Below are 15,684 nucleotides of genomic sequence, written 5' to 3' on the forward strand. Positions count from 1 at the left end.
CGCCGGCCGGTGCAGTTCGACGCCGCCGTGCGCGTCGCCGTCGCCGCCGGGCACACCACGTTCATCGAGGTGTCCGCCCACCCCGTGCTCACCCTCCCGGTCGCGGCGATCCTCGACGACACGGCCACCACCGGACACACCCTCGGCACCCTGCGCCGGGGCGAGGACGACCCGACCCGGCTGCTGACCAGCCTCGCCACCGCCCACACCCTCGGCCTACCCGTCGACCTCACGACGATCCTCGCCCCGGCACCCACCACCGACCTGCCCACCTACGCCTTCGACCGGCGCCGCTACTGGCTGACGGCCCCCGCCCACCAGGTGCGGGACGTCGGCGCGGCCGGACTCCAGGACGCCGGGCACCCGCTGCTCAGCGCGGCCGTACCGGTCGCCGACGACCAGACGGTGGTGCTCACCGGGCGGCTGTCCGTGCGTACCCACCCGTGGCTGGCCGACCACGCCGTCGGCGGGGCGGTGGTCGTTCCCGGCACCGGCCTCATGGACATGGTGATCCGCGCGGGCGACGAGGTCGACGCCGGCCAGGTGGGCGACCTGACCCTGATCAGCCCGCTCGTGCTGCCCGCCACCGGCGCCGTCCAGGTGCAGGTCCGCGTCGGCCCGCCCGGCGACACCGGCGAGCGGAGCGTCACCGTCCACTCCCGCCCCGAGGAGAGCGGCGACGCGGAATGGACCCGGCACGCGGAGGGCCTGCTGCTGCCGCAGCTGCCCGACCCCGCGATCGTCCCGGGAGAGTGGCCACCGGCCGGCGCCGTCGAGGTCGACGCCGACCTCGACGCCTGGTACGCGCACACGGCCGAGGCGGGCCTCGGCTACGGCCCCGCGTTCCGCTGCCTGCGCCGGGTGTGGCGCCGCGACGACGAGGTGTACGCCGAGGTGGCGCTGCCCGACGAGGTGACCGCCGAGGCGTCCCGGTTCGGCCTGCACCCGGCCCTGTTCGACGCGGCCCTCCAGGCCGCCGGACCCGGCGCGCTGCTCGGCGATCCGGGTAACGCCGAGGGCACCGGCTGGCTGCCGTTCGCCTTCCGCTCGGTCGCGCTGCACGCCCACGGCGCCACCCGGCTGCGGGTGCGGTTGCGCGCGCTCGGCCCGGACACGGTCGCCGTCGCGCTGACCGACCCGGCCGGCCAGGCGGTCGTCACGGTGGAGTCGCTGACCTTCCGCCCGGTCGCCGCCGGCCGGGCCGACGAGACCGCCGCGCTGCGGCGCACCTCGGTGTTCCACCTGGACTGGACGCCGCTGCCGGCCACCGAGGCAGCCGCCGGGGGCGCGACGCGCTGGGCCCTGCTCGGCGACGACAGCCTCGGCCTGGCCGACGCGCTGGCCGCCGCCGGGCACCGGGTGACGGGCCACCCGGACCTGGCCGCGCTGATCGCCACGCTGGACGGCGCCGGTGACGTACCGGAGGTCGTGGTCGACCTGCGCGCCGGCCCGCACGCCGACCCGGCCCGGGCCGGCGCGGACGCGCACGACGCGGCCCGCGACGCCCTGGCACTGGTGCGGGAATGGCTCGCCGAGCCGCGGCTGGAGCAGACCCGCCTGGTCCTGCACACCCGCGGTGCGGTCGGCGCCGCGCCCGGCGAGGCCGCCCGCGACCTCGCCCGCGCCGCCCTGTGGGGGCTGGTCCGGTCCGCGCAGTCCGAACACCCCGGCCGGTTCACGCTGCTCGACAGCGACGACGCGGCCACCTCCCTCGCCGCGGTCCCGGCCGCGGTCGGGACCGGCGAGCCGCAGCTCGCGGTCCGCGACGGCGCCGTCCTGGTGCCCCGGCTCGTCCGGGCGCGGGAGGCCGGGGTGCTGCCGCTGCCCGGCGACGAGGCGCCGTGGCGGCTCGACGTCACCGAGACCGGCACCCTGGAGAACCTGGCGCTGCTCCCTGTGCCCACCGGGGCGGGCGAGCTGCCGGAGGGGCACGTCCTGGTCGAGATGCGCGCCTCCGGGCTCAACTTCCGGGACGTCGTGCTGGCCCTCGGCATGGTCCCCGACCAGGAGGTGCTGGGCAGCGAGGGCGCCGGCGTGGTCCGCCAGGTCGGCCCCGGCGTCACCGGCCTCGCCCCCGGCGACCGGGTCATGGGCATCATCGCCGGCTCGTTCTCCTCCGTCGCGGTGACCGACCACCGCATGCTCACCCGCATCCCCGACGGCTGGTCTTACGCCGACGCGGCGGCCGTGCCGGTGGTCTTCCTGACCGCCTGGTACGGGCTGGTCGAGCTGGGCCGGCTCACCGCGGGGGAGTCGGTGCTGGTGCACGCGGCGACCGGCGGCGTCGGCATGGCCGCCGTGCAGATCGCCCGCCACCTCGGCGCGGAGGTCTACGGCACGGCCAGCCCCGGCAAGTGGCCGGCGCTGCGCGCCACCGGCTTCGACGACGCGCACATCGCGTCCTCACGCAGCCTCGACTTCGTCGACGAGTTCCGCGAGCGCCGCGGCGGGCGCGGCGTCGACGTGGTGCTCAACTCCCTCGCCGGCGAGTTCGTGGACGCGTCCCTGCGGCTGCTGTCCCCGGGCGGGCGGTTCGTCGAGATGGGCAAGACGGACAAGCGGGATCCGCGGCGGGTCGCGGCCGACCACCCCGGCGTCAGCTACCAGGACTTCGACCTCATGGCGGCCGGCCCGGCCACGATCGCCCGGATGCTGGCCGAGCTGATGGCGCTGTTCGACGCCGGAGCGCTGCGGCCGCTGCCCCGGCGTACCTGGGACGTCCGGCGCGCGCCCGAGGCGTTCCGCTTCCTCAGCCAGGCCCGGCACGTCGGCAAGCTGACCCTGAGCATCCCGCGGGTGCCGCGCCTCGACGGCACGGTCCTGGTCTCCGGCGCCACCGGCACCCTGGGGGCGCTGCTCTGCCGGCACATGGTCGCCACGCACGGCGCCCGGCACCTGCTGCTGGTCAGCCGGCGCGGCCCGGACGCCGAGGGCGCGGACGACCTGCTGGCCGACCTCAAGGCGCGCGGCGCGGAGGTGTCGATCGTCGCCGCCGACCTGGCCGACGCGGACGCCGTGGCCGACGTGCTGTCCATGGTGGACGCACGGCACCCGCTGCGGGCCGTCGTGCACGTGGCCGGTGTGGTCGACGACGCCACCGTCGAGTCGCTCACCCCCGACCGGCTCGCCGCGGTGCTGCGGCCGAAGGTCGACGCGGCCTGGAACCTGCACCGGGCCACGCTCGGCTCCGACCTGACCGCGTTCGTGCTCTACTCCGCCGCCGCCGGCGTGCTCGGCGGGCCGGGCCAGGGCAACTACGCGGCCGGAAACGCGTTCCTCGACGCCCTGGCCGAGCACCGGCGGGCCCTCGGCCTGCCGGCGGTCTCCCTCGTGTGGGGCCTGTGGGCGCAGGCCAGCGGGATCACCGGGCATCTCGGTGACGTCGACCGGCGGCGGCTGGAGCGCAGCGGGCTGGTGGCCCTCACCAACGACGAGGCCCTCGCCCTGTTCGACGTGACCTGGCGGTCGGAGCGGCCGACGGTCGTGCCCGCCAAAATCAACACGGCGATGGTGGCGCACGGTCACCCGCTGCTGGCCGGCCTCGTCCGCGCCGCCGGCCGCCGGGCCGCCGCCGCCGAGACCGCCGGGGGGCAGGCGTTCGCCGACACCCTGCGCGGCCTGCCGGGGGAGAAGCGGGAACGCGCCCTGCGGGACTTGGTGGTGTCGCACGTCGCCGTGGTCCTCGGCCTCGGCGATCCGGCCGGTGTGGAACCGGCCCGGGCGTTCCGGGAACTCGGCTTCGACTCGCTCACCGCCGTCGAGCTGCGCAACCGGCTCGGTGCGGCCACCGGGCTGCGGCTGCCGGCCACGCTGGTCTTCGACAACCCGACACCGGCGGCGCTCGCCGCGTACCTGGCCACGCAGTTCGCCGTGGCGGACGTGGCCGCCGACCGGCCGTCGGCCGCCGGGCGGGAACTCGACCGGCTGGAGGCGGCGCTCGCCGGGCTCGACCCGGCCGACGACGAGTTCCGCGGGATCACCGAGCGGCTGCACGGCCTGCTGGACCGGCTGACCGAGCGGCGGGCCGACGCCGACGGCGACGACGACCTGGAGTCGGCCACCACCGAGAACATCTTCGACCTGATCGACCGCGAGCTGGAGACGTCGTGACCGCCGGCCGCGACGACATCGGTATGCCGAGTGAGGTAGGCCCACGGTGACCAACGAGGACGAGAAGTACGTCGAGTACCTGAAGCGTACGACCTCGGAGCTGCGGCGTACCCGGCGGCGGCTGCGGGCGCTGGAGGCGCGGGACTCCGAGCCCATCGCCATCGTCGCGATGAGCTGCCGGTACCCGGGCGGGGTCGACTCGCCCGAGCAGCTGTGGGAACTCGTGCGCGACGGCCGCGACGGGATCGGCCCGTTCCCCGCCGACCGGGGCTGGGACCTCGACGGCCTCTTCCACCCCGACCCCGACCACCCGGGCACCAGCTACGTTCGCGAGGGCGGCTTCGTCTACGACGCCGGGGACTTCGACGCCGACCTGTTCGGCATCAGCCCCCGTGAGGCGCTGGCCATGGACCCGCAGCAGCGGCTGCTGCTGGAGGCGTCCTGGGAGGCGTTCGAGCGGGCCGGGCTGCCGCTGCCGGCGGTGCGGGGCAGCCGTACCGGGGTGTTCGTCGGGGCGGCCTCGCACGGCTACGACGCGGTGATCGCCCAGGCCGAGGACGGCGAGGGGCACCTGCTCACCGGCAACTCCACGAGCGTCATCTCCGGCCGGATCGCGTACACCCTCGGCCTGGAGGGGCCGGCGGTCACCATCGACACCGCGTGCTCCTCCTCGTCGGTGGCGCTCCACCTGGCCGTCCAGGCGCTGCGCAACGGCGACTGCGAGCTGGCCCTCGCCGGCGGCGTCACCATCATGCCCACCCCGGCCGTGTTCGTCGGGTTCAGCCGGCAGCGGGGTCTGGCCGCCGACGGTCGGTGCAAGGCGTTCGCGGCCGCCGCCGACGGCACCTCCTGGTCGGAGGGGATCGGCATGCTGCTGCTGGCCCGCCTCTCCGACGCCCAGCGCCTCGGTCACCCGGTCCTGGCCGTGGTCCGCGGCAGCGCGGTCAACCAGGACGGCGCGTCCAACGGCCTGAGCGCCCCGCACGGTCCCTCCCAGGTGCGGGTGATCCGGCAGGCCCTCGCCAACGCCCGGCTCACGCCCGAGCAGATCGACGTGGTGGAGGCGCACGGCACGGGCACCACCCTCGGCGACCCCATCGAGGCGCAGGCCCTGCTCGCCACGTACGGGCAGGACCGGGGCGAGGCCGGCCCGGTGCTGCTGGGTTCCGTCAAGTCCAACCTCGGCCACACCCAGGCCGCCGCCGGCGTCGCCGGCGTGATGAAGATGGTGCTGGCGATCCGGCACGGCGTCGTCCCGCCCACCCTGCACGTGGACGCCCCGTCCCCGCACGTCGACTGGTCCGCCGGGGCGGTCGCGCTCGCCACCGAGGCGACGCCGTGGCCGGCCGTGGACCGGCCGCGCCGGGCGGCGGTGTCCTCGTTCGGTGTGTCCGGCACCAACGCGCACACCATCATCGAGCAGGCGCCGGCGCCGGAGCCCGCCGAGGAGGAACCGCCGACGGCGGACCGCCCGGTCGTACCGGTGCTGCTCTCCGCCCGCTCCGACGCCGCCCTCGCCGCCCAGGCCGGCCGCTGGGCCACCTGGCTGGCCGGCGATGCCGGCGTCCGGCCGCTGGACGTCGCCTGGTCCTCGGTGGTGTCCCGGTCGGTGCTGGACCGCCGTGCGGTGGTGACCGCCACCGGCCGGGACGACCTGATCGCCGGCCTGCGCGCCCTCGCGGCGGGGGAGCCGGCCGGGAACGTGCTCGCCGGCGCGGGCGTGCCCCGCGGGCAGCTCGCCGTCCTCTTCTCCGGCCAGGGCGCGCAGCGCCCCGGCATGGGCCGGGAACTGTACGCCGCCTTTCCGGTGTTCGCGGCGGCGCTGGACGAGGTGTGCGCTCACCTGGACCGGGCCCTGTCGCAGCCGCTGAAGACGGTGCTGTTCGCCCCCGAGGGCTCGCCCGAGGCCGGCCTGCTGGACCAGACGGTCTTCACCCAGGCGGGCCTGTTCGCCGTCGAGGTCGCCCTGCACCGGCTGGTCGAGTCGTTCGGCGTGACGCCCGACGTGGTGGGCGGCCACTCGATCGGGGAGATCACCGCCGCCTACGTGGCCGGGGTGCTGTCCCTGGAGCACGCCTGCGCGCTGGTCGCCGCCCGGGGCCGGCTCATGCAGGCGCTCCCGGACGGCGGCGGGATGCTCGCGGTCGCCGCCGCCGAGGCCGACGTGCTGCCCACCCTCGACGGCCTGGCCGACCGCATCGGTCTCGCCGCGGTCAACGGCCCGAGCGCCGTCGTCGTGTCCGGCGCGGCCGACGCCCTGGACCGGGTGGAACAGCTCTGGCGGGACCGGGGCGTACGGACCCGCCGGCTGTCCGTGAGCCACGCCTTCCACAGCCCGCTCATGGAGCCGATGCTGGCGAAGTTCCGGGCGGTGCTCGACCGGCTGACCTTCGCCGCCCCGGCGCTGCCGGTGGTGTCGAACCTGACCGGCGAACTGGCCGACGCCGACGAGCTGCGCACGGCCGACTACTGGGTGCGGCACGTCCGCGAGGCGGTCCGCTACGCCGACGGGATCGCCGCGCTGCGCGCCGCCGGGGCGGACACGCTGCTGGAGATCGGTCCGCAGAGCGTGCTGACCGCGCTGGCCGCCGACCTCCTGCCCGCCGGCGCGGGCGTGCTCACGGTGGCCGCCCAGCGCGCGGACCGCCCCGAGCCCGACGCCCTGCTGGCCGCCCTCGCCGAGCTGCACCTGCACGGCCACCCGGTGACCTGGCCGGGCTGGTTCGCCGGCACCGGCGCCCGCCGCATCGACCTGCCCACGTACGCCTTCCAGCACCAGCGGTACTGGGCCAGCCCCGGCGCCGCCACGGCGTCGGCGCACCGGCCCGGCGGCGCCGACGGCGACTTCTGGGCCGCCGTCGAACGCGGGGACCTGCCCGCCGTGGCGTCCCACCTGGCCGTACAGGACGACCCGGACGCGGTGGCGGCCCTCGCGCCGGCCGTACCGGTGCTGTCGTCGTGGCGGCAGGCCCGGCAGCGCGACGCCGTGGTGGACGGCTGGGCGTACCGGGTCGCGTGGGAGCCGGTCCACCCGGCCCCCGCGCCGGCCCTCACCGGCCGCTGGCTGGTGGTCCTTCCCACTCCGGACGCCGGGGCGGACGAGAACCCGGGGCCGTGGGAGGCGCTGCTCGCCGGGGCGGGCGCCGACGTCGACGTGCTCGCCGTGCCCGCCGGAACCGGGCGCGCCGAACTGGCCGAGCTGCTGCGGCAGCGCGGCGGGCCGGGCTGGCGGGGAGTGCTCTGCGTCCTGCCCGGGCCGGACGCGCCGCTGCCCGACGCCCCCGCCGTGCCGGCCGGAACGGCGCTGCTGCTCACCGTCACCCAGGCCCTCGCCGACACCGGCCTGCCCGGCCGGCTGTGGTGCCTCACCCGCGGGGCCGTCTCCGTCGGCGGCGGCGAAGCTCTCACCGACCCGTACGCGGCGGCGGCCTGGGGACTCGGCCGCGTCGTCGCCCTGGAACAGCCCGACCGCTGGGGCGGCCTCGTCGACCTGCCCACCGGGGACCCGGCCGCCGGCGACGGCGGAGCGCCCCGGCTCGACCGGGCCACGGCGGACGCCCTGCGTGCCGTGCTCGCCGACGGCGGCCACGACCAGGTCGCCGTCCGGCCGCACGGCACCTTCGGCCGCCGGCTCGTCCCCGCCGCCCCGCCCGCCGGCACCGGCTGGCGTCCGGCCGGCAGTGTGCTGGTCACCGGCGGCACCGGCGCGCTGGGCCGGCAGGTGGCCCGCTGGCTGGTCGCCAACGGCGCCACCGAGGTCGTCCTCGCCTCCCGGCGCGGCCCCGACGCCCCCGGCGCCGCCGACCTGGTCGCGGAACTGCCCGGCGTCCGGGTTGTCGCCTGCGACGTCACCGACCCCGACGCGGTCACCGCGCTCGTCGCCGGACTGCCCGCGCTGACCGCCGTCGTGCACGCCGCCGGCGTGGTCGACGACGGGGTCCTCGACGGCCTCGACCCGGCCCGGATGCAGGCCGTCCTGGCCGGCAAGGTGGGCGCCGCCCAGGTGCTGCACCAGGCCACCGCGGGGCGGGACCTCGACGCGTTCGTCCTGTTCTCCTCGCTCGCCGGGGTGATCGGCAGCGCCGGGCAGGGCAATTACGCGGCCGCGAACGCGTACCTCGACGCGTTCGCGGCCTGGCGGCACGCCCAGGGGCTGCCCGCCACCGCCGTCGCCTGGGGCGCCTGGGCCGCCGACGGCATGGCCGCCGGCGCCGCGCTGTCCGCCCGGCTCACCCGCGGCGGCGTCAACCCACTGCCCGCCGAGCAGGCGGTCGCCGTCCTCGGCCGGGTGGTCAACGCCACCGGCCCGGCGGTCACCGTGGCCGACGTCGACTGGGGACGCCTCACCGCCTCCTGGGGCCGGTCGACCCCGCTGCTCGCCGGCCTGCCCGGGGTGCCCGCCGTGCCCACCGGCCCGGTCCGGGCCACCGTCGTCGGCCGGTCCCTGCCGCAGCTCACCGACCTGGTCCGGACCCAGGTCGGCGTGGTGCTCGGCTACCCGGCCGGCCGGCCGCTGCCCGACCGCACCTTCCGCGACCTCGGCTTCGACTCGCTCACCGCGGTCGAACTGCGCAACCGGCTCGCCGCCGAGACCGGCATGACCCTGCCCGCCACGCTGGTCTTCGACCATCCCACCGTCGCGGAACTGGCCGCGCACCTGCACGGCCTGACCGCCGGGCAGACCATCGGCGCGGTCGTCGCCGCCGACACCGACCGGCACCGCGAACCCGTCGCCATCGTGGCGATGAGCTGCCGGTTCCCCGGCGGGGTCGCCTCACCGGAACAGCTCTGGGACCTCGTCGCCGGCGGCGCCGACGCCATGACCCCGATGCCCGGCGAACGCGGTTGGAACCTCGCCGAGCTGTACCACCCCGACCCCGCGCACCTCGGCACCAGCTACGTCCGCGAGGGCGGCTTCGTGGCCGGGGCCGGCGAGTTCGACCCCGCGTTCTTCGGCATCAGCCCCCGCGAGGCGCTCGCCATGGACCCCCAGCAGCGGCTGCTGCTGGAGGCCACCTGGGAGGCCTTTGAACGGGCCCGGCTCGACCCGACCGCGCTGCGCGGCAGCCGCACCGGCGTCTACGTCGGCACCAACGGCCAGGACTACGGCTCGCTGCTCATGGCCGCGGGCGACGTCGACGAGAACTACCTCGCCACCGGCGTCTCCGCCAGCGTCATCTCCGGGCGGCTCGCGTACACCTTCGGGCTGCACGGCCCGGCCGTCACCGTCGACACGGCCTGCTCGTCGTCGCTTGTCGCGTTGCACCTCGCCGCGCAGGCGCTCCAGGCGGGGGAGTGCGACCTGGCCCTCGCGGGCGGGGCCACCGTGATGGCCACCCCGGGCATCTTCGTCGGCTTCTCCCGGCAGCGCGGCCTGGCCGCCGACGGCCGGTGCAAGCCGTTCGCCGGGGCCGCCGACGGCACCGGCTGGGGCGAGGGCGTCGGCCTGCTGGTGCTCCAGCGGCTCTCCGACGCCCGCCGCGACGGCAACCCCGTCCTCGCGATCGTGCGCGGCAGCGCGGTCAACCAGGACGGCGCCTCCAACGGCCTCACCGCCCCCAACGGACCCGCCCAGCAGCGGGTCATCCGGCAGGCCCTGGCCAACGCCCGGCTCAGCCCCGCCGAGGTCGACGCGGTCGAGGCGCACGGCACCGGTACGACCCTGGGCGACCCCATCGAGGCGCAGGCGCTCATCGCCACCTACGGTCAGGACCGGCCCGCCGACCGGCCGCTCTGGCTCGGCTCGATCAAGTCGAACATCGGCCACACCCAGGCCGCCGCCGGTGTCGCCGGGGTCATCAAGATGGTGCTGGCCATGCGGCACGGCGTGCTGCCGCCCACCCTGCACGTCGACGAACCCACCCCGCACGTCGACTGGTCCGCCGGCGCGGTCGCGCTGCTCACCGAGGCCCGCCCCTGGCAGCCCGGCGACGGACCGCGGCGGGCCGGCGTCTCGTCCTTCGGCATCAGCGGCACCAACGTGCACACCATCCTGGAGCAGGCGCCCCCGGAGGAGCCCGCCCCGGCCGACGCCGCGCCCGCGGGCGAACTGCCCTGGGTGCTCTCCGGGCGGACCGCCGCCGCGCTCGCCGACCGCGCCCGCGACCTGCGCGCCCACCTGGACACCGCGCCCGACGCCGCGCTGCCCGACCTGGCCTGGTCGCTGGCCGCCACCCGCGCCGCCCACGACCACCGCGCCGTCGTCCTCGCCGCCGGCCGGGACGGCCTGTCCGCCGCGCTGGACGCGCTCGCCGACGGCCATCCCGCGCCGCACACCGTCACCCGCGCCCCGGGTACGCCGGGCGACGTGGTCTTCGTCTTTCCCGGCCAGGGTTCGCAGTGGGCGGGCATGGCGGCGGAACTGCTCGACACGGCTCCGGTGTTCGCGGAGACGTTCGCGGCGTGTGCGGAGGCGTTGCGCCCCTTCGTGGACTGGTCGCTGCTCGACGTGGTGCGGGGTGCGGCGGGCGCGCCGTCGTTGGAGCGGGTCGACGTGGTCCAGCCCGCCCTCTTCGCGGTCGGTGTGTCCCTGGCCGCACTGTGGCGCTCCTACGGCGTCCACCCGTCAGCCGTGATCGGCCATTCGCAGGGTGAGATCGCGGCCGCCTACGTGGCGGGGGCGCTGAGTCTGGATGACGCGGCGGCCGTGGTGGCGCTGCGCAGCCGGGTCATCGCCGGTATCGCCGGTGACGGCGGCATGGTGTCGGTGGCCACCACCGCCGAGGAGGCGAGGGGGACGATCGCCGGTTGGGAGGGCCGGATCGCCCTCGCGGCGGTCAACGGCCCGACCTCGGTCGTGGTGTCCGGCGACAGCGCCGCCCTGGACGAGCTGGTCGCCCACTACGAGGGTCGTGACGTCCGGGTGCGTCGCGTGCCGGTGGACTATGCGTCGCATTCGGCGCACGTCGAGCCGTTGCGGGAGCAGCTGCTGGAGCTGCTGGCCGGGCTGCAGCCGCGTAGCGGGGAGGTCCGGTTCCGGTCCACGGTGGAGGGCGACTGGGTCGACACCGCCGGCCTGGACGCCGATTACTGGTACCGGAACCTGCGGCAGACCGTGCGCTTCGACGAGGCTGTGCGTGATCTGGTGGCGGCCGGCTGTCACACGTTCGTGGAGGTCAGTGCCCATCCGGTGCTCACCATGGCGGTGCAGGAGAGCGTCGAGGCGGCCGCCGCCGACCCGGACGCGGTCACCGTGACCGGCACCCTGCGCCGCGACGAGGGCGGCCTCGACCGGTTCCACCGCGCCCTCGCCGAGGCGTACGCCGGTGGCGCCCCCGTCGACTGGCGACCCGCCTTCGCCGGCCGGGCCGTGCACCGCCGCGACCTGCCCACCTACCCATTCCAGCGGCAGCACTACTGGCCGCGCCCGAACCCGGCGCCGGCCGCCGTCGCGGAACCCGACGAGGTCGACGCCCGGTTCTGGGCCGCCGTCGAGGCCGAGGACCTCGCGGCGGTCACCGCCGAACTCGCCGATGCCGCCGCGGTGCCCGAGGGCGCCGTCGCCGACCTGTTGCCCGCCCTCGCCGCCTGGCGGCGCCGCCACCGCGACCAGGCCACCATCGACTCCTGGCGCTACCGGGACGGCTGGCTGCCCGTCGCCCCCGACACCGCCGCCGAGCCGGCCCTCACCGGCACGTGGTGGCTGGTCACCGGCCCGGACGACACCGGCGCCGCCCAGGCCGCCTTCACCACCGACGCGCTGCGCCGGCACGGCGCCACGGTCGTACCCGTCGCCCTCGCCGGGGAACGGTCCGACCGCACCGGCCTCGCGGCCCGGCTGCGCGACCTCGCCGCCGCCACCCCGGCCGCCGGCATCGTTTCCCTACTCCCGCTCGACGAGACGCCGCTGCCCGGGCACCCGCACCTGCCGGCTGGCTTCGCCGGCACCGTCACGCTCGTGCAGGCCCTCGGCGACGCCGGGATCCGCGCACCACTGTGGACCCTCACCCGAGGCGCCGTCTCCACCGGCCCCGCCGACCCGCTGCCGCACCCGACGCAGCAGCTCGCCTGGGGCTTCGGCCGGATCGCCGCCCTGGAACACCCGGACCGCTGGGGCGGTCTCGTCGACCTGCCCGACGAGCCGGACGATCGCGCGGGCCGCCGGCTCGCCCGCGTCCTCGCCGGCGCCGACGGGGAGGACCAGGTGGCGCTGCGGCCCACCGGCGCGTACGGCCGGCGGCTGCTGCGCGCCCCGCTCGGCGACGCCCCGGCCACCCGCACCTGGCGGCCCCGCGGCACCGCCCTGGTCACCGGCGGCACCGGGGCGCTGGGCGGGCAGATGGCCCGCTGGCTCGCCGCCAACGGCGCCGCCCACCTGGTGCTGCTCAGCCGGCGCGGCCGGCAGGCCGACGGGATCGCCGACCTGGAGGCCGAGCTCACCGGTCTCGGCGCCCGGGTCACCGTGGCCGCCTGCGACGCCGCTGACCGGGACGCGCTCGCCGCCGTCCTCGCCGACCTGCCGGCCGAGCACCCCCTCACCACCGTCGTGCACACCGCCGCCGTGCTTGAGGACTCCGTCATCGACGCGCTCACCCTCGACCAGATCGACCACGCGCTGGGCGCCAAGGTCACCGCCGCGGTCAACCTGCACGAGCTGACCCGCGACCACCCGCTCGACGCGTTTATCCTGTTCTCCGCGATGGCCGGCACGGTCGGCAGTTCCGGCGTCGCCAACTACGCCCCCGGCAACGCCTACCTCAACGCGCTCGCCGAACACCGGCGCGGCCTCGGCCTGCCCGCCACCTCGATCGGCTGGGGGGCCTGGGGCGGCGGCGGGATGGCCGACGGCGAGTTCGGCCGGTTGCTGCACCGCCACGGCGCGCCCGAGATGGACCCCCGGCTCGCCGTCGCCGCGCTGCACCAGGCCGTCGAGCACGACGAGACGCACCTGACCGTCTCCCGCATCGCCTGGGACCGGTTCTACGTGGCGTTCACCGCCACCCGCCCCGCGCCGCTGATCGCCGAGATCCCCGAGGCGCAACGCCTCGCCGCCACCACGGGCGGCGCCGCCGAGGCGACCGAGGCGGACCGGGGCGGTCCCGGCGCCGCGTTCGCCCGGATGAACACCGCCGAGCGCCGGCAGGCGCTGCTCGACCTGGTACGCGACCAGGCGGCCACCGTCCTCGACTACGCCGGCGGGCAGGCTGTCGACCCGCACCACGCGTTCCGGGACCTCGGCTTCGACTCGGTCACCGCCGTCGAACTGCGCAACCGGCTCGCCACCGCCACCGGCCTGCGCCTGCCGGTGACCCTGGTCTTCGACTACCCGACCGCCGCGGTCCTCGCCCGCCACCTGCACGAGGAGCTCGGCGGCGGCGCCGAGCGGACCGCCGAGACCGGCCCGGTCACGCTCGGCGACGACGAGCCCGTCGCCATCGTCGCCATGTCCTGCCGGTTCCCCGGCGGCGTCACCGACCCGGAGCAGTTCTGGCAGCTGCTGCACGCCGGCCGGGACGCCGTCTCCGACCTGCCCGGCGACCGCAGCTGGGACATCGACCGGCTGTACGACCCCGACCCCTATTCCACCGGCACCTCCTATGTGCGCAGCGGCGCCTTCCTCTACGACGCCGCGGACTTCGACGCGGGCTTCTTCGGCATCTCGCCCCGTGAGGCGCTGGCCATGGACCCGCAGCAGCGGCTGCTGCTGGAGGCGTCGTGGGAGGCGATCGAGCGGGCAGGGGTTGACCCGGGGATGTTGCGGGGTTCGCGAACAGGGGTGTTCGCCGGCACGAACGGCCAGGACTATGGGGCCCTGTTGATGGCGTCCGCGGCTGAGCTGGAGGGCTTCGCGGCGACGGGGAGCGCGGCGAGCGTGGTGTCGGGTCGGGTGTCGTACGTGATGGGGTTGGAGGGGCCTGCGGTGTCGGTGGACACGGCGTGTTCGTCGTCCCTCGTGGCGCTGCACCTGGCGGTGTCGGCGCTCCGGCAGGGCGAGTGCGATCTCGCCCTGGCCGGCGGCGTGACCATCATGGCCACCCCCGGGCTGTTCGTCGAGTTCTCCCGTCAGCGCGGACTCGCCGCCGACGGCCGGTGCAAGGCGTTCGCGGCGGCGGCCGACGGCACCGGCTGGGGCGAGGGCGTCGGCGTGCTGCTGGTGGAACGGCTCTCCGACGCCCGCCGCAACGGCCATCCCGTGCTCGCGATCGTGCGGGGATCGGCTGTCAACCAGGACGGCGCGTCCAACGGGCTGACCGCCCCGAACGGGCCGTCGCAGCAGCGGGTGATCCGGCAGGCCCTCGCGTCGGCCCGGCTGTCCGCGTCCGAGGTGGACGTGGTGGAGGCGCACGGCACCGGCACCACGCTCGGGGATCCGATCGAGGCGCAGGCCCTGCTGGCCACGTACGGGCAGGACCGGACCGAACCGCTGCTGCTGGGCTCGGTGAAGTCGAACATCGGCCACACCCAGGCCGCCGCCGGCGTGGCCGGGGTGATCAAGATGGTCCTCGCCATGCGGGCGGGCGTCGTCCCGGCAACCCTGCACGTGGACGAGCCCTCCCCGCACATCGACTGGTCGGCCGGGGCGGTCGAGCTGGCCACCGAGGCCCGGCCCTGGCCCGGCGCCGGCCGGACCCGCCGCTCCGCCGTCTCCTCGTTCGGCATCTCCGGCACCAACGCCCACGTCATCCTCGAACTCCCCGACGATCAGCCGCCCGCCGGGGAGACCGCCACCGGCGCCTCCCGGCCCGGCGTGGTCACCTCCGGCGTCGTCGCCTGGCCGGTGTCGGCGCGGTCCCGGCCCGCCCTGGCTGGACAGGCCGCCCGCCTGGCCCGGCACCTGCGCGGGCGCGACGTGATCGACCCGGCCGCGATCGGCTGGTCCCTGGCCACCACCCGGTCGGCGTTCGATCACCGCGCCGCCGTGGTCGGCGCGACGGTCGACGAGCTGCTGTCCGGCCTGGACGCCCTGGCCGGCGGCGCCCCGTCGGCACACGCGGTGACCGGTGTGGCGTCGGGTCACGGCGCCGGTCCGGTGTTCGTGTTCCCCGGCCAGGGCGCGCAGTCCGCGCGGATGGCGGCCGGCCTGGTGGGCCGCACGCCGGTGTTCGACACGAAGCTGGCCGAGTGTCAGGCCGCGCTGGCGCCGCACCTGGACGTGGATCTGGCCTCCGTCCTGACCGGTACGGACGAGTCCTGGTTGGACCGGGTCGAGGTGGTGCAGCCCGTCCTGTGGGCGGTGGGCGTCGCTCTCGCCGCCGTCTGGCAGCACGTGGGCGTGGTGCCGCAGGCGGTGATCGGGCACTCCCAGGGTGAGATTGGCGCCGCCTGCGTGGCGGGGATCCTGTCCCTGGACGACGCGGCCCGGACCGTGGCGCTGCGGTCGCGGGCCCTGGCGGTGCTGCGGGGCACGGGCACGATGGCGTCGATCGACCTGTCGGCGTCGGACGTGGCCGCCCGCCTGGGCGTTGCCGCCGGAACCGGCACGGGTGACGACGAGGGGGCGGCGGGGGCTGACGGCGGCCGCTTCGCGGGAGTCGGTATCGCGGCGGTCAACGGTCCGGCCACGGTGGTGGTGTCGGGTCCGCCGCAGGCCGTGGCCGGCCTGGTCGAGGCCTGTCAGGCCGATGGTGTGCGTGC

2 protein-coding genes are annotated in these 15,684 nt (G+C 76.7%); both read left to right on the forward strand.

The window, feature by feature from the left end; translation table 11 throughout:
* On the forward strand, positions 1–4,110 hold a 4,110-nt coding region (locus ABZW14_RS33860), incomplete at its 5' end, for an SDR family NAD(P)-dependent oxidoreductase (protein ID WP_355355218.1).
* A 46-nt stretch (positions 4,111–4,156) separates the two neighbouring features.
* On the forward strand, positions 4,157–15,684 hold an 11,528-nt coding region (locus ABZW14_RS33865; RefSeq protein ID WP_355355221.1), incomplete at its 3' end, for a type I polyketide synthase.

The sequence above is a fragment of the Micromonospora sp. NPDC004551 genome, from assembly GCF_040609975.1.
Classification (GTDB): Bacteria; Actinomycetota; Actinomycetes; order Mycobacteriales; family Micromonosporaceae; genus Micromonospora.